General features: G+C 39.4%; 14 protein-coding genes and 2 tRNA genes. 2 read left to right on the top strand and 14 right to left on the bottom strand.

The window, feature by feature from the left end:
* Nucleotides 1-54: 54 nt before the first annotated feature.
* From H624_RS0102400 to H624_RS0102415, 4 genes are read right to left on the bottom strand one after another with little or no spacing between them, the layout of a single operon-like run.
* The gene (locus tag H624_RS0102400) at nucleotides 55-2,499 is read right to left on the bottom strand and encodes an ATP-dependent Clp protease ATP-binding subunit (RefSeq protein WP_026866164.1); all 2,445 of its coding nucleotides are present in this window, start codon (nucleotides 2,497-2,499) and stop codon (nucleotides 55-57) included.
* Nucleotides 2,500-3,516, bottom strand: coding sequence for a protein arginine kinase (locus tag H624_RS0102405; protein WP_035855726.1), 1,017 nt, complete (start codon nucleotides 3,514-3,516; stop codon nucleotides 2,500-2,502).
* The gene (locus tag H624_RS0102410; RefSeq protein ID WP_026866166.1) at nucleotides 3,506-4,021 is read right to left on the bottom strand and encodes a UvrB/UvrC motif-containing protein; all 516 of its coding nucleotides are present in this window, start codon (nucleotides 4,019-4,021) and stop codon (nucleotides 3,506-3,508) included. The genes H624_RS0102405 and H624_RS0102410 overlap by 11 nt, the downstream gene beginning before the upstream one ends.
* 4 nt (nucleotides 4,022-4,025) lie before the next feature.
* Complete coding sequence (locus H624_RS0102415) at nucleotides 4,026-4,493, bottom strand: CtsR family transcriptional regulator (protein WP_026866167.1); 468 nt, start codon at nucleotides 4,491-4,493, stop codon at nucleotides 4,026-4,028.
* A gap of 213 nt (nucleotides 4,494-4,706) precedes the next feature.
* Here H624_RS0102415 and H624_RS0102420 point away from each other — a divergent pair, with 213 nt between their 5' ends.
* Entirely contained in the window at nucleotides 4,707-5,918 is a 1,212-nt protein-coding gene (locus tag H624_RS0102420; protein WP_026866168.1) for a NupC/NupG family nucleoside CNT transporter, read from the top strand.
* Nucleotides 5,919-5,965: 47 nt separating this feature from the next.
* On the opposite strand, the gene H624_RS0102425 is transcribed toward H624_RS0102420, so the two are convergent.
* A complete protein-coding gene (locus H624_RS0102425) occupies nucleotides 5,966-6,775 on the bottom strand; it encodes a ZIP family metal transporter (protein ID WP_026866169.1) in 810 nt (269 codons plus the stop codon).
* 118 nt (nucleotides 6,776-6,893) lie between these two features.
* On the opposite strand from H624_RS0102425, the gene H624_RS0102430 reads away from it, so the two are divergent.
* Nucleotides 6,894-8,216, top strand: a complete 1,323-nt coding sequence (locus H624_RS0102430) for a MurT ligase domain-containing protein (protein WP_026866170.1) — start codon at nucleotides 6,894-6,896, stop codon at nucleotides 8,214-8,216.
* A 58-nt stretch (nucleotides 8,217-8,274) separates the two neighbouring features.
* Here the strand turns inward: H624_RS0102430 and H624_RS0102435 are convergent.
* The 9 genes from H624_RS0102435 to ftsH all read right to left on the bottom strand — a co-directional run bounded on the left by H624_RS0102435 (nucleotide 8,275) and on the right by ftsH (nucleotide 15,972).
* Nucleotides 8,275-8,348: transfer RNA gene (locus tag H624_RS0102435), tRNA-Ile, on the bottom strand.
* A 31-nt stretch (nucleotides 8,349-8,379) separates the two neighbouring features.
* A tRNA-Gly gene (locus tag H624_RS0102440) sits at nucleotides 8,380-8,454 on the bottom strand.
* A 132-nt stretch (nucleotides 8,455-8,586) separates the two neighbouring features.
* The gene (gene lysS / locus H624_RS0102445) at nucleotides 8,587-10,074 is read right to left on the bottom strand and encodes a lysine--tRNA ligase (protein WP_026866171.1); all 1,488 of its coding nucleotides are present in this window, start codon (nucleotides 10,072-10,074) and stop codon (nucleotides 8,587-8,589) included.
* A 22-nt stretch (nucleotides 10,075-10,096) separates the two neighbouring features.
* Nucleotides 10,097-10,564 carry a 2-amino-4-hydroxy-6-hydroxymethyldihydropteridine diphosphokinase gene (gene folK / locus H624_RS0102450; RefSeq protein ID WP_026866172.1) on the bottom strand — a complete coding sequence of 156 codons (468 nt, stop codon included), beginning with the start codon at nucleotides 10,562-10,564 and terminating at the stop codon, nucleotides 10,097-10,099.
* Nucleotides 10,564-10,929: a dihydroneopterin aldolase gene (folB, locus tag H624_RS0102455; protein ID WP_026866173.1), complete on the bottom strand. Its 366-nt coding sequence runs from the start codon at nucleotides 10,927-10,929 to the stop codon at nucleotides 10,564-10,566. The genes folK and folB overlap by 1 nt, the downstream gene beginning before the upstream one ends.
* Nucleotides 10,929-11,717: a dihydropteroate synthase gene (gene folP, locus H624_RS0102460; protein ID WP_026866174.1), complete on the bottom strand. Its 789-nt coding sequence runs from the start codon at nucleotides 11,715-11,717 to the stop codon at nucleotides 10,929-10,931. The genes folB and folP overlap by 1 nt, the downstream gene beginning before the upstream one ends.
* Nucleotides 11,718-11,867: 150 nt before the next feature.
* Nucleotides 11,868-12,803 carry a cysteine synthase A gene (cysK, locus tag H624_RS0102465; RefSeq protein WP_026866175.1) on the bottom strand — a complete coding sequence of 312 codons (936 nt, stop codon included), beginning with the start codon at nucleotides 12,801-12,803 and terminating at the stop codon, nucleotides 11,868-11,870.
* Nucleotides 12,804-12,873: 70 nt separating this feature from the next.
* The gene (gene hslO / locus H624_RS0102470) at nucleotides 12,874-13,746 is read right to left on the bottom strand and encodes an Hsp33 family molecular chaperone HslO (protein WP_026866176.1); all 873 of its coding nucleotides are present in this window, start codon (nucleotides 13,744-13,746) and stop codon (nucleotides 12,874-12,876) included.
* A 156-nt stretch (nucleotides 13,747-13,902) separates the two neighbouring features.
* A complete protein-coding gene (ftsH, locus tag H624_RS0102475; protein WP_026866177.1) occupies nucleotides 13,903-15,972 on the bottom strand; it encodes an ATP-dependent zinc metalloprotease FtsH in 2,070 nt (689 codons plus the stop codon).
* Nucleotides 15,973-15,982: the final 10 nt, after the last annotated feature.

The raw sequence follows: 15,982 nt of genomic DNA on the forward strand, positions 1-15,982 counted from the left end.
ACATAAGAGGGAATATATCATGAGTCAGAGATGCTTATTAAAATCTATCCAGGATTACTGTTCAACAGTTTCGTTAACTTTGTCTTCTGTTGTGACTTTGAATGCATCATCAACATAATCCACTGTGACAAGTTTATTCTCGAAACTTTCACCTGATAGTAATGATTCACTTAGAGTATCTTCTATATTCTTTTGAATACTTCTAGACAAAGGTCTCGCCCCATATTCCGGATCGTAACCTTCTTCAACAATACGCTCAGTCGCTCGATCTGTAACCTCAATGTGAATATTCTGGTCAGTTAATCTCGCTCTTAACGTATCAATCATCAAGCTAACAATTTCCTTAAGATGTTCTTTCTCAAGCTTGTGGAAGACAATAATGTCATCAATTCGGTTAATGAATTCTGGTCTAAAGGTATTCTTCAATTCTTTCATCATTGTACTTCTAATATTTTCATAGCTTTCAGCCTCTGGACCACCAAAGCCTACGAATCTTTGATCTTGTAATTCTCTTGCACCTACATTTGATGTCATAACAATAATTGTATTGCGGAAATCCACCATGCGTCCGTTAGAGTCTGTTAAACGTCCATCATCTAACACTTGTAAGAGCAAGTTAAACACATCAGGGTGCGCTTTTTCAATTTCATCGAAGAGTATAAGAGAGTATGGTTTTCTTCTTACTCTTTCCGTTAATTGTCCCCCATCATCATAGCCTACATAGCCTGGAGGCGAACCAACTAAACGAGATACGGAATGTTTCTCCATATATTCACTCATGTCTACTCGAATCATCGCATCTTCTTCACCAAACATTGTTTCACTTAAGGCTCTAGCGAGTTCAGTTTTACCGACACCTGTCGGTCCTAAGAAGATGAAACTACCGATTGGACGCTTAGGATCTTTCAGTCCAGCACGCGCACGTCTTACTGCCTTAGATATCGATTTTACTGCAGAATCCTGTCCGATCACACGCTCGTGTAGAATGGATTCAAGATTCATCAGTCTATCCGACTCGTCTTCAGCAATCTTAGATAATGGAATACCTGTAATACCAGCGACTACAAGCTCAATATCACTTGCTGTAACTGATTGTGAAGATTGACCCTGTTGTTTCTTCCAGTTTTCTTCACATTCTTTAACTTCATTTTCAATTTTTGTTTGTTGATCTCTAAAGTTTGCTGCTGCTTCAAATTCTTGGCTTTGAACCGCCGCATCTTTTTCCTTTTTCACTGCTTCTAAACGCGTCTCTAAGTCTTTAAGATCTGGAGGTGTAGAATAACTTCTTAGTCTAACCTTAGATGAAGCTTCATCAATTAAATCAATTGCCTTATCAGGTAAGAAACGGTCCTGAATATAGCGGCTGCTCATACGAACTGCCGCTTCCAGTGCTTCATCTGTAATATTAATGCGGTGGTGCGCCTCGTAACGATCACGTAGGCCTTTTAGGATCAACACGGCATCTTCTGCCTTAGGCTCATCGACCATTACCGGCTGGAAACGACGTTCTAATGCCGCATCTTTTTCAATGTGTTTACGGAATTCATCTAAAGTTGTCGCACCGATACACTGCAGTTCGCCACGTGCAAGAGCTGGTTTAAGAATGTTAGATGCATCGATCGCACCTTCAGCTCCCCCCGCACCGATTAGTGTGTGTAACTCATCAATAAATAGTACAACGTTACCAGCCTTATGGATTTCATCCATTACTTTCTTCATTCTCTCTTCAAATTCACCACGGTACTTCGTACCTGCAACAACAGTCCCCATATCTAGAGACATCACGCGTTTATCTTTTAAGTTTTCAGGCACTTCACTGTTAATCACTGCTTGGGCTAGGCCTTCAGCCACAGCTGTTTTACCAACACCAGGTTCACCAATTAACACGGGATTGTTCTTCGTTCTACGGCTTAGCACTTCTATAACACGTGTAATCTCACTAGAACGACCAATCACTGGATCTAACTGACTCTCTCTGGCCATTTGAGTTAAGTCACGTGCCAAAGAGTCTAATGTCGGCGTATTTGTATCTTTTTGGACACTTGAATGTGACTGGAAAGCTTCTGGATTACCAAGCATTTTAATCACTGCTGCACGTGCTTTAGTAATATTTAAGTCAAGATTAGCCAATACTCTCGCTGCCACGCCCTCACTCTCACGAATCAGGCCTAATAGTAAGTGTTCTGTACCTACAAAATTGTGATGTAGTTTACGAGCTTCATCCATAGATAACTCAATTACTTTTTTAGCACGCGGTGTATAGTGAATCGATGATGCTTTTTCTGTACCCGTTGTTATTAAATTGTGCACTTCTTCATTAACTCGTTGTTCATCGATATTAAACGATGCTAGAACTTTTGCAGCGATGCCTTCTTTTTCTTTTACCAAACCTAATAGTAAATGTTCTGTACCGATATTAGAGTTTTTAAGTGTGATCGCTTCTTCTTGGGCAAATGCGAGTACTTTTTGTGCTCGCTCTGTCAGTTTTCCAAATAGCATCTATTTCCCTCCTAATAGTTCGCGTGTCAGTGTCGCCCGTAATCTTTCGTGCTGATTATTTGGTCGACTAGTGTCATATTCAAATTCATTCAGTTTTTGGCTAATAAAAGCCGGTTGGATTTGTTGAAACCATGCTTGAAAGTTAAAACGGTCAAAATCTATATAGCCTAAATCAATCCCTAGTTTCACATTACTCAAATGCATTGCTGCTTCTTTTAAAGGTAATTTGTAGGCGTATTGTAGAATACCAAAAGAACGATTGACAGCGTCACAGGTTTCTAAAGTTTTTAATTGCTCTCTTGCGCTACGTTCTTCTTCAATAATGCGTTCTTTTAATTCTGTCAAATTTTCAATGATATCTGTTTCACTAAAACCAAGCGTCACTTGATTCGATAACTGGTAAACAGAACCAATGGGCTTAGACCCTTCCCCGTATATACCTCGTAAAGTAAAACCAAAGCGCGTTAAATTATTATGAAAACGTTGAATTCTTTTCAAGGCTGTCAAGGCAGGTAAATGCAGCATTATAGAGGCTCTCATTCCTGTCCCTAGATTAGTCGGGCAAGCTGTAAGATAGCCGTATCGTTCATCAAATGCATACTCTATCTTACTCTCTAATGTATCATCTATAGCACTTGCTTTCTCGTATAGCGACTCAAGGGATTCATTTACACCGAGACTTTGAATTCGTAAATGATCTTCCTCACCAATCATCACCGACACGTCTTCCTCTTCATTGATGAAGACACTTTCTCCATTTTGTGAAAATCTAGGACTAATCAAATGCTTTTCGACCAATAAGGCACGGCCTACATCAGTAAATTCAGATAAGCGGAGACGAGTCAAATTAGGTAAAGTTTTCTCTACTATTTTACCAAGCGCTGTGATGTCTTCATCATCTTCAAGCATATGTGTGAAAGGTACACCATTAATATTCCGTGCTAGCCTCACACGTGAGGAAAGTTCAATATCAGTGACTGCTGTTCTATTGAGCCACTTACTAATATTATTCTCCATGTGACTCACCATCCTTCAGTGCCTGAATCTGGTCTCTAATCACCGCTGCTTCTTCAAAGGCCTGGGTTTTCACCTTGTCATCTAGTCTCTGTTGTAAGGACTCTATGTCTCTTTTGAGGCGCAGTGCATCTACTTTTTGATGAGGAATCTTCCCAAGATGTCTATTTTGGTTCAGCTGCACACGTTCAACAATTTGAGGTACGTATTCGCCGAAGTAGTCATAGCAATAACTACAACCAAACAAGCCATTGTCGACGACGCTTCTTAATGTTGAACCACATGATGGACATTCAGGCGCTTCAACTTCAACCTCTTTTTTCTCTGCATTAGCCGCTAACATCTTCAGTAATGTATGGATGTCAAAAGGATTATCCACTTGATAGTCATTCACGTGTAGCGATTTTTCAGCACACTGCTCACACAAATACCGTACATTTTGAGCAAGACCTAAGTCTTCCGAAATATGGACTGTGGCTTCATTTTCGTTACATATCTCACACTTCATATATTCACTCCTTAGCGTACAGTATTGCCGTGATTACACGGCGTAAAATTTTCGCTCTTAAGCGGTCTCTATAAGGTAACTCAATGGATAGAACTTCTCTTTCCATAACAGCATCGATGATCTGTGCTTCTCTATAGGTAATAACACCATTTTCAAACATTGATTGAACAAGGTGACCCGCATTCAACTGAGATATGTTATCCCCAATAAGATTTTGTAAGTGCGCTAAGTATTCTGTCTCAGAATGTGTTTCTACTTTGGTGATTCTTATATAGCCGCCACCGCCACGTTTACTTTCAACGACGTAGCCATGTTCATTTGTAAAACGCGTTTTGATAACATAGTTTAACTGCGACGGTACGCAATCAAATTTTTCAGCGATGTGCGCACGTTTTATTTCAACGACTTCGTTACCGGATTTCTCAATCATTTCTTTTAAATATTTTTCAATAATATCCGACATATTACGCATCTCATCACTCTCCCTTGACCTACTTTGACTAAAGTATACAAGTTGTGAACAAAATTGGCAAATAACATGTTTATTTTTAATTAAAAGGGTTTATTTTTGGAACCGGTTGCATTATAATAATTTAGTATCGCATAAATGTATCATTTGGTATATAATTTACAAATGAAATCATTTTCAATATTTCTTACATAATAATTTTTGGAGGCTTTCACAATGAGTATTGTAATGGGAATAGTTGGTATACTATTCACTGTCTTTCTTGCTTGGATTGCAAGTAGCAACAAAAAACTTGCGTTCAAACATTGGAAGAACATATTAATATTAGTTGCATTACAGTTTATCGCTACGTTCTTATTCCTTAACACTACGGGTGGACAAACGATTATCCTTGGTTTAGCGAACGGTTTCGACTACTTACTAGGATATGCAAGAGAAGGTGCACAATTTGTGTTTGGAGATTTGATGACGAACGCGGAAGGCGAACCAGTTGATGTATTCCTATTCAACGTGCTTATACCGATCATCTTTATCTCAGCAATTATCGGTATTCTTTCTTACACTAGAATCTTACCTTTCATCATAAAAGGATTAGGCTTCTTACTGACTAAGATTACTGGAATGCCATACATCGAGTCATACAATGGTGCGGCATCTATGATGCTTGGACAGTCAGAGGTATTCGTATCTCTTAAAAATCAGCTGCCTAAGCTTACAACACGTCGTTTATATACATTAGCTGCACAGGCAATGAGTTCAATTTCACTTTCTATTGTCGGCGCATTCTTTACAATGTTAGACCCTCAATTTGTCATCATTGCGATTGTACTGAACTTATTCAGTGTTTACATCATCGTACACATCATCAATCCATATGATGAAGTTATCGAAGATGGTGACATTGAAATCTCAACTAATCCAGAAAAAGGTAAATCTTTCTTCCAAGTCCTTGGTGATTACATCATCGATGGTGGTAAAATCGTACTCGTCGTTGGTTCGATGTTAATTGGTTTCATCGCTCTAATCGGTTTACTGAACCAGATTTTCTTATTAATTCCTGGTTCAAACCTTTCATTCCAAGATATCTTGGGCTACATCTTTATGCCAGTTGCCTTCCTAATGGGTATTCCTTGGGCTGAGGCACAAACTGCCGGTTCATTAATGGCAACTAAGTTAATCACTAACGAATTTGTTGCAATTCTTGAATTCATAAATGTTGCAGAAGGACTTTCTGAGAAGACACAAGCAATGATTTCAGTATTCTTAATCTCATTTGCTAACTTTGGTTCAATCGGTATCATCGCTGGTTCTGTTAAAGGACTTCACGGTGAGAGCGGAGACAAAGTTGCGAGATTCGGCCTTAAACTAGTATACGGTGCGACTCTTGTATCTATCTTAAGCTCTGTAATCATCGGTTTCTTCTATTAAAATTTATAAATTTTAAGCCTCTAGGGAAGACCCTAGAGGCTTTTTTGTTATCCTAAAGCTACGTCTAATACCATCATCACAGAAAATCCAATCAGGAATGCAAAGACTGCTGCATCGGAATGACCATTTTTTTGTGTGCTTGGAATAACTTCCTCCACCACCACAAATATCATTGCACCTGCACCTGCAGCTAAAGCATACGGCAATACTGGCTCCATTGAGGCCACAAGCAAGACACCAACAAGTGCTGCCATCGGCTCAACGATTGCTGACATCCAGCCCCAAAAGAATGCTCGAAATTTAGATGAACCCTCTGCTCTTAACGGCATGGAAACTGCAGTACCTTCTGGGATATTTTGTAGACCAATCCCTACTGCTAAGGTAAGTGCACTGGCAATCATGACTGGATCTTGACTCAACCCTGCTGCACCGAAGAGAATACCGATAGAGAGTCCTTCAGGAATATTGTGAAGTGTTAAGGATGTTACTAGTAAGGTACTTCTTCTGGAGCTAGCAACTGTAAGCCCCTCAGCAGTGTGTTCTCCCCTATGACGGTGAGGGATAATTTTATCGAAGAAGTAAATAAATAAGGCACCGCCTAAAAAGCCGATTAAAGCAGGGAACCATTCTCCTATTGGATTATCTGCACTCGCATCAATCGCAGGTGATAAAAGCGACCAAAAACTCGCGGCCACCATGATACCGCCTGCAAAGCCAAGCGTGATATTTAAAAAGTTTTCACTAACACCTTTAGTTAAAAAGACAACTGCTGCACCGAGCCCCGTCATTGTCCATGTGAACAAGGTTGCTATAAGTGCCTGTAGCCAAGGGTCCAAGGTCATTAGATAATCTAACATATTCATTCTCCTTAGAATTTTCTTAATAATAATTATAACGCTTTCCAAAAAATTATAGTACCTATTAAAACTGAATGATATAATGGTTTCTCATAAGGAACTTAAAGGAGCGCTACGAATGACAATTAAATCCACTATTGCCAAGAACGTCGGAAAAACATTAAGTTATTTCCTAACGAGATATACAAATGGAGGCAGCAGCTTACCAGGTAAGGTTGCCTTATCAATCGACAAAAACCTGCTAAAAAACTTAGCAGCGTCTTACGATGTTGTCGTTGTAACTGGGACGAACGGTAAAACCTTAACAACGACACTAACGACAAGTGTTTTATCGAAGAAGTATAACAATGTAATTACTAATAAGGCAGGTTCTAACATGAAGCAAGGCATCGTTGGTGCCTTCCTGAATGCACCGCGAGTGACAAAAGATGCCATTGCTGTCTTAGAAGTTGACGAGGGATCCTTAAAAAATGTTGTAGAAGAATTACAACCTAAAGTATTTCTACATACTAACATATTTGCAGACCAGCTCGATCGTTACGGTTCAATAGAAAAAATATATGAGTTGCTAACAGACGCTGCAAACAGTACCCCAGATGCTACTGTTATAGCAAATGGTGATTTACCGTTATTTAATTCTGTCGCACTACCTAACAGCAGAAAATTCTTTGGGTTTGACACAAATGTTGATACAGGGAACCAATCAAAAGCAGACACAGCCTGCCCAAACTGTGGACATGATTTAGAGTATACAATTTATACTTATGCAAACCTTGGAGACTATTCATGTTCATCTTGTGGGTATAAACGCCCTGAATTAGACCATAGAGTCACTTCGGTCAAAGAATTAGATGTTACGCATTCCACATTTACGATCGACCATCACACATACACTCTGCATAATGCGGGAATATACAACATATACAATGCCCTAGCAGCCTACTCGGTCGGTCGTCATTTTGATGTTCCAAAAGAAGATATTGTCGATGCATTTAATGTCAATGAACGTGTTTTCGGTCGCCAAGAAGTCATCGTCGCATACGATAAGAAAATCGTCCTTAATGTTGTTAAAAACCCAGTAGGGTTAGATCAGGTATTGAATCTTATTAAACTTGAAAAAGAACCATTTACTTTTGTATCACTCTTGAACAACCGACCAGCAGACGGTGTCGACCTATCTTGGTTAGCTGATACAAACTTTGAATCCCTAACTGACTTAGACATCAAACAAATAATTACTGGTGGTATCGCAGTCGATAAGATGACAGATCGCTTGCTCACTGCTGGATTCGATTCCTCAATACTTGATAGTGCTGGTACACTAGAAAATGTTGTAGAAGCTATTGAAAAAGCACCGACGACAAAAATCCACATGATCGCCACCTATACTGCTATGCTTGAGATTCGTAAAGCATTAATAGAAAAAGGTCACATTAAATAAAGTTCACTCGAAACAAAAAGGTCACTGATGAAAACTCATCAGTGACCTTTTATATTAGTGGGCCTAAGTGGACTCGAACCACCGACCTCACGCTTATCAGGCGTGCGCTCTAACCAGCTGAGCTATAGGCCCTTATATGGGAAAAAGCAAAAAAAAAATAAAATGGAGCGGAAGACGGGATTCAAACCCGCGACCCCCACCTTGGCAAGGTGATGTTCTATCACTGAACTACTTCCGCATAATATGTATAGCAACAAAATCAAACTATTAATTATTTTAGCGATAACCACCTAAATTGTCAACCAATTTTTACACAAAATTAATAATTACAAAAATCGTACTTATTCTTTAAGAATAAGTACGATTTTCCTTATCTTTCTCTCATTGAAGGGAACAATAAAACATCACGGATTGAAGCTGAGTCTGTCAGTAACATTACTAATCTATCAATTCCGATACCCAGTCCACCTGTTGGTGGTAAACCGTATTCCATCGCCTCTAGGTAGTCTTCATCCATTTCATGCGCTTCATCATTACCTTGATCACGCTCAGCAACTTGTGCTTCAAAGCGCTCACGCTGATCAATCGGATCATTTAACTCTGTAAACGCATTGGCATGTTCACGTCTAACGATAAATAACTCAAATCTATCAGTGAATCTAGGATCCTCATCATTTTTCTTAGCTAACGGTGAAATCTCTACAGGATGGCCGTATACAAAGGTCGGTTGCACTAATTCTTCTTCTACTTTTTGTTCAAAGAATTCATTTAGAATGTGACCATACTGCATGTTGTCACCAATTTCTACATTGTGTGCCTTAGCTGCTTCTCTTGCATCTTCTACTGAATTAATATCATAGAAGTTAACCCCTGTATATTCATTAACGATATCTACCATGTGCACGCGTTTCCACTCTGGTGCTAAGTCAATCTCTTCACCATCATACACAACTTTAGTCGTCCCATTCACTTTCTCAGCAATATAAGCAATCATCTCTTCTGTTAAAGTCATAATGTCTCTGTAATCAGCATAAGCTTCATATAGTTCCATCATTGTGAACTCAGGGTTATGTCTTGTAGATACCCCTTCATTTCTAAACACGCGACCAATTTCATAGACTTTCTCAATACCTCCGATTACGAGGCGTTTTAAATGCAGCTCCAAGGCAATACGCATATATAAATCTGTATCTAAAGCATTGTGATGAGTAATGAACGGACGTGCCTGCGCACCACCTGCGATTGAGTGCATCATTGGTGTTTCTACTTCTAAGAAGTCATTCTCATTTAAGTAGTTACGCATTTCTTGTATAATTTTACTTCTTTTAATAAATGTTTCTCTAGACTCTTTACTTGTAATTAAATCTAAGTAACGTTTACGATAACGCTCTTCAACATCTTTTAGACCGTGATATTTATCGGGAAGTGGACGAAGGGCTTTTGTAAGTAATGTAAACTCTGTTGGTTTAATCGATAATTCGCCCGTATTCGTTTTGAACATCGGTCCTTTAACACCAACAAAATCACCTAAATCTGCCTGGTTCCATACCTCAAACGCTTCATCACCAATTTGATCTTTTCTAACGTATATTTGAATCTGACCGTTGATATCTTGGATATGTGCAAATCCAGCCTTACCTTTGCCACGCTTAGTCATGATACGTCCAGCAATTGCTGTTACTGACTCATCTTCTCTTTCTGCTAATTCTTCTTTTGAGAACTGGTCCCACTCTTCAACGAGTTCATTAGTATAATGTAAACGGTCAAAACGTTTACCAAATGGATCTAATCCTTGTTCTCTTAATTGTTGCATTTTCTCGCGGCGTACAGCCAGCTGATCATTTAGTTCTTCAGACACTATATTCCACTCCTAAAAGTCATTATTGTTCGTTATCTAATTTGTTTTTAATTTCTTCGATTGTCATTTTCAAAGTTGGATGTTCTCTTTTTGGTGCAATTTCACTCATCGGATCAATCACAAAAGAACGGAGGTGCATTTCCGGATGAGGCACCTTCAAATCTGTTAAATCCAGTTCCAAATCTTCGTATAAGAGTACATCGATATCAATCGACCTCGGACCCCATGTTTCCTTACGTACACGACCAAGTTCATGTTCAATGCCAAGTACGACTTCAAGCAAATCCAAAGGCGTTAAATTTGTCTCCAATTCTACAGCCATATTTATAAAATCTGGCTGATCTGTCTTACCATATGGTTTAGTTTCATATCTTGAAGATATTTTAGTAACGGTAATCCCAGGAACTTCAGATATTTTTTTTAGGGCTTGTCTTAAACTCTCTTCTCTGTCCCCGATATTACTACCGAGTCCGAGATACGCTATAGCCATTATCTTTCCCGCTTTCCTTTTAAGGTAATACCCACACTGTCATAGTTACCATCTATCGGTGGATTAGGTTTAGTAATCGTAGTTTCTACTTCTACTATTTTAGCATATCGGTCAAATAGCTGGGCATTGATTTTCCCTGCTAAATGCTCAATTAAACTCACTGAATCACCTTTAACAATATTTTCAACAAGTTCGTATACTTCACCGTAATGTACCGTTTCATTCAAATCATCCGTCAAAGATGCTTGAGATAAATCTAAGCTAATTACTAAGTCAGTAATAAAGTACTGACCAAGCACACGTTCTTCTTTTATTGCACCATGATAAGCATAAGTTTTAATACCGTTGATATGAATTTTATCCATTATAGTTCACCTTTTAACTTCATATAGACATCTGCACCCTGCCTATTCATTTTTACGTTGTGCACTCTCACAGCATCGACACCTGCATCAATGCCTAAAATCGTTGTTGCGAGGGTTGCTGCGTCCCGTTCGTCAGCATCTGTATCATGACCAATCAGTTCTTTTACCATACGTTTACGGCTTGTCGCGAGTAAAACAGGATATCCCTCTTTAACGAGTTCATCCAAGTTACGCATGACCTCGATTTCTTCATCTCTAGATTTTACAAAACCGATACCTGGGTCCAGCCAAATTTTTTCTTTCTTAACGCCAGCTTCAAGGGCTTTATCAGCTGATAATTTTAACTCATCAATCATCTCACTAACCACATCTTCATATTGAGCGTGATCGTTGTTGTGCATAAGGAATATTTCAGCATCGAATTCAGCAACAATATCTAAGATTTTTTCATCATAAAGACCTCGCCACTGATCATTAATCATCGTTGCACCCTTTTCTAAGGCTGCCCTTGCAACTTCTGAGCGAAATGTATCTACAGAGATGTCTGTCTTTATACCTGCTGCTCGAATCGCCTGTACGACAGGGACAACCCGCTCTATCTCTGTTTCCACTGTAATTTCACTATAGCCAGGTCGTGTAGAGTAGCCACCGACGTCTATAATATCGACGCCCTCCTCTACCATTTCCTTGGCACGCTCTACGGCTTTCTCTACAGAGTCATATTTTCCACCATCGCTAAAAGAGTCTGGTGTTGTGTTTAAAATACCCATTATCTTCAGTTTTTCCATCATACCAACCTCTACTTATACATTTGTTGAATAGTCATATTATAACATGTTTAAAAATACATGCCTGATTAAAAATCTCATACAAAAAAGCTTAGAAATCTATGTTCATATAGATCTCTAAGCTCTTTAGTTTGGATTAAGATTATTGACTTAAGCTTCAAAGTTAAATAGTGGTGTAGATAAATATCTCTCACCGTTTGATGGTAGTACAACGACCACATTTTTACCTTTGCCTAGTTTTTTTGCTGTTTGAAGTCCTGCTAAGACAGCAGCACCAGAAGAAATTCCACCAAGGATACCTTCTTCTCTACCTAACTGACGAGCAGTATCCATTGCTTCTTCATTTTCAATCGTAATGATTTCATCATAAATATCTGTGTCTAATGTCGTTGGTACAAAGCCAGCACCAATCCCTTGAATCTTATGCGGTCCTGGTTCTTTACCACTTAGAATTGCTGAATCCGTTGGTTCAACAGCAATCACTTGTACATCTTTAAAGTTATCCTTCAACACTTTACCTGCACCGGTGATCGTACCACCTGTACCAATACCAGAGATGAAAGCATCTATAGACAAGCCAGCACTATTCGCTTGTTCCACTAGCTCTTTACCAGTCGTTCTCTCGTGGATTTCTGGGTTGGCTGGGTTTTCGAACTGTTGGGGCATGAAGTATCCATCTTTCTCAGCAAGTTCTCCAGCTTTTTTAATTGCACCTTTCATACCGTCAGCACCTGGTGTTAAGACAAGTTCTGCACCATATGCACGTAATAGATTACGACGTTCCTTACTCATCGTATCAGGCATAACAAGAACTGATTTGTACCCTTTTGCAGCTGCTACCATTGCCAGACCAATTCCCGTGTTACCACTGGTTGGTTCAACAATAATCGTGTTTTCATTAAGTTTGCCTGCTTCTTCTGCAGCTTCAATCATCGCTAAGGCGATACGATCTTTTACGGAACTACCTGGATTCATAAATTCAACTTTTACATAGACATCTGCACTATTTTCATCTGTTAACTTATTTAATTTCACTAAAGGCGTATTTCCAATTGTTTCTAAAATATTGTTATATACATTACTCACAATCAAACACTCCTATTCCTAGTTTTTAACTATGAATAATATAACATTATCCCTACTATTTTTCAATTAATTAGTGTGTGATAAGGGCTTGAAGCTCTTCTTTTGTAATCCATTCTTTATTACGGCAGAAATGACAATCCGCTTCAGCACCGCCATCTTCTTGAATCATAGACATAATTTCTTTAGGGTCTAAGGCACTTATCGCATTAATAAAGCGTTCTTTAGAACAGTTACATTCAAAACTAACTGGCATCTCACTCAGTTGTCTCCAATTTTCCTCACCGATTGCTTCATCAATAATTTGGTTCGGTGTCATACCCTTAGCGAGCAGTTTAGAAACCGGCGTCATTTCTTTGGCACGTTCATTAAGCCGGTTAATCGTTTCCTCACTTGCTGAAGGTAAAACTTGGATTATAAAGCCACCCGCTGCTTGAATTGTGTTATCCGGGTTTACAAGCACGCCTAAAGCGACAATAGATGGGACTTGTTCACTCGCATAGAAGTAATAAGAGAAGTCCTCTCCTAATTCTCCAGAAACAATCTCAGTAGATCCAACAAAGTTATCTTTTAAACCAATATTCTTAGCGACTCTAAGGTAACCATTTGTACCAACTGCTCGTCTCACATCAAGCTTTCCTTGATCATTTAAATCAAAGTGGACTTGTGGATTACCAAGGTATCCTCTAACATGACCGTGTGCATCACTATCTACAACAATCGCACCAATTGGTCCACCACCCTCAATGGTAATTGTATTCTTGTCTTCACCTTTTAACATAGCACCCATCATTACTCCTGCACTCATCGCTCTACCTAGTGCTGCAGCTGCAGTTGGGTAAGCCACATGTCTCTGCACTGCCTCATTTATAGTAGCTGTAGTATCTACAGCAAATATTCTTACTTCATCATTTAATCCTAATCCCCTTATTAAGTGGTCTGTCATAGTCGTTCCTCCAAACGATTTTTACATCAAATTTTTTATAAACATAGTTTACTATCATGCATAATATAGGAAACGTCAAAGATAGTCAATTTACGTGCTTTATGTCATTTCCTACGAAAAAATAAGCGCAGCATCATCCGCTGCGCTTAAAGTTTCTTATCTGTTATCTTTACGGTCTTCTTCTAAGTCATTTGAAGATTGATTTTCTTGGTCAGTCGACTCATCAGGTTCAACCATGTCTGGTCTTTCCTCAACTTGTTCTTCAGACTCAAGGTCTTTTTCATCATGTGACATCTTTTCTTTAACTTCATCATAAGATGCTCCTGCTTTGTCTGAATCCTTATCTTCCTCAACAGGTTCATTATCAAAGTTTCTTTCAGGTAGTTTACCGTTGTAGAAAAGTCCTTCGATTTGTTCTCTGTCGAGTGTCTCCACTTCAAGTAATGTTTCAGCAATTAATTGAAGCTGTTCTTTATGCTCTGTAAGGATCTGACGACAACGCTCATATTGTGTTTTCACAATGTTTTGCATTTCTTGGTCGATTTCATAAGCGATACTATCTGAGTAATTCGAATCGTTAGACATATCTTTACCAAGGAATACTTGACCGTTTGATTCACCGAACTGAATTGGACCGAGTTTTTCACTCATACCGTATTCAGTTACCATGCTTCTAGCGATACTTGTTGTTCTTTGGAAGTCATTGTGGGCACCTGTTGATACTTCACCGAAGTTAATTTCTTCGGATACTCGACCACCAAGTAATCCAACAATCTTATCTTCCAATTCTGGTTTCGTCATAAAGTAACGATCCTCTTTAGGAAGCATTACAGCATAACCACCAGCTTGTCCACGAGGGACAATGGTAACCTTGTGAACTGTCTCAGCATCGTCTAAGACCATACCGATAATCGTATGTCCTGCCTCATGGTAGGCAACGATATTACGTTCTTTCTTACTCATTACACGACTCTTCTTAGCTGGTCCTGCAATCACACGGTCAGTCGCTTCATCGACATCACGCATATCAATCAACTTCTTGTTTTGTCTAGCAGCGACTAAAGCAGCTTCGTTTAATAGGTTCTCAAGGTCTGCACCAGAGAAACCTGGCGTACGCTGTGCAAGTGCTGCAAGGTCTACAGTCTCATCAAGTGGCTTGTTACGTGCGTGTACTTTAAGTACAGCCTCACGACCTTTAACATCCGGACGCCCTACTTGAATCTGTCTGTCGAAACGACCTGGACGTAAGAGTGCTGGGTCTAGAATATCAGGGCGGTTAGTTGCAGCAATCATAATGATACCTTCATTATCTGCGAAACCGTCCATCTCAACTAATAGTTGGTTTAGTGTTTGTTCACGCTCATCGTGACCACCACCAACACCAGCACCACGCTGACGACCCACTGCATCAATCTCATCGATAAAGATGATACAAGGCGAGTTTTTCTTAGCATTTTCAAATAAATCACGTACACGAGATGCACCAACACCAACAAACATCTCAACGAAGTCAGAACCACTGATTGAGAAGAATGGTACCCCTGCTTCACCTGCTACCGCTCTTGCAATCAATGTTTTACCAGTACCTGGAGGACCAACAAGTAGTACCCCTTTAGGAATTCTGGCACCGATTCTATCAAAGCGACGTGGATCTTTTAGGAAGTCGACAACTTCCACTAGTTCAGCTTTTTCCTCATCTGCACCAGCGACATCGTCGAAGCGAACTTGTTTTTTACTTTGGTCATAAAGCTTGGCTTTACTCTTACCAAAGTTCATCATGCGGCCTCCGCCGCCTCCGCCGCCACCTTGGGCTTGGCTCATGAGGAAGATGAATAAGAAGAAGATAATAAGTAATGGAATAATTGTAAATAACATGCTTGTCCAAGGACTTGGTTCTTCTTCAGGTTCTACATTAAATGTTAGGTCATCTTGATTTCGTGCCGTGTCTGTAATTTGCTGGATATCATCCGCACTATTAAAAGGCACAACAGAAGTAAATGACTCTTGGTCACTTTGATCAGCTAAGCGACCGCTAACTAAATAAACATTGTTTTCAGGCTGCAATGTTAACTCAGCCACTTCACCATTTTCTAGGGCATCGACGAACTCATTATATTGAAGTTCTTCTTCGTCGCCGTCAGAGCCGTTGAAACGTTGGAATATACCAAACATGACAACTGTTAATATGGCGATAAGTAATATGTTACGGCCAGTATTCTTCGGCATCCGTAATCCT

The sequence above is a fragment of the Jeotgalicoccus marinus DSM 19772 genome (assembly GCF_000425825.1).
Classification (GTDB): domain Bacteria; phylum Bacillota; class Bacilli; order Staphylococcales; family Salinicoccaceae; genus Jeotgalicoccus; species Jeotgalicoccus marinus.

What these genes read in the sequence shown, in the direction of transcription:
- H624_RS0102400 (WP_026866164.1), bottom strand. Translation starts at nt 2,499, where the DNA reads ATGCTATTTGGAAAACTGACAGAGCGAGCACAAAAAGTACTCGCATTT.
- H624_RS0102405 (WP_035855726.1), bottom strand. Translation starts at nt 3,516, where the DNA reads ATGGAGAATAATATTAGTAAGTGGCTCAATAGAACAGCAGTCACTGAT.
- H624_RS0102410 (WP_026866166.1), bottom strand. Translation starts at nt 4,021, where the DNA reads ATGAAGTGTGAGATATGTAACGAAAATGAAGCCACAGTCCATATTTCG.
- H624_RS0102415 (WP_026866167.1), bottom strand. Translation starts at nt 4,493, where the DNA reads ATGCGTAATATGTCGGATATTATTGAAAAATATTTAAAAGAAATGATT.
- H624_RS0102420 (WP_026866168.1), top strand. Translation starts at nt 4,707, where the DNA reads ATGAGTATTGTAATGGGAATAGTTGGTATACTATTCACTGTCTTTCTT.
- H624_RS0102425 (WP_026866169.1), bottom strand. Translation starts at nt 6,775, where the DNA reads ATGTTAGATTATCTAATGACCTTGGACCCTTGGCTACAGGCACTTATA.
- H624_RS0102430 (WP_026866170.1), top strand. Translation starts at nt 6,894, where the DNA reads ATGACAATTAAATCCACTATTGCCAAGAACGTCGGAAAAACATTAAGT.
- folK (WP_026866172.1), bottom strand. Translation starts at nt 10,564, where the DNA reads ATGGCTATAGCGTATCTCGGACTCGGTAGTAATATCGGGGACAGAGAA.
- folB (WP_026866173.1), bottom strand. Translation starts at nt 10,929, where the DNA reads ATGGATAAAATTCATATCAACGGTATTAAAACTTATGCTTATCATGGT.
- folP (WP_026866174.1), bottom strand. Translation starts at nt 11,717, where the DNA reads ATGGAAAAACTGAAGATAATGGGTATTTTAAACACAACACCAGACTCT.
- hslO (WP_026866176.1), bottom strand. Translation starts at nt 13,746, where the DNA reads ATGACAGACCACTTAATAAGGGGATTAGGATTAAATGATGAAGTAAGA.
- ftsH (WP_026866177.1), bottom strand. Translation starts at nt 15,972, where the DNA reads ATGCCGAAGAATACTGGCCGTAACATATTACTTATCGCCATATTAACA.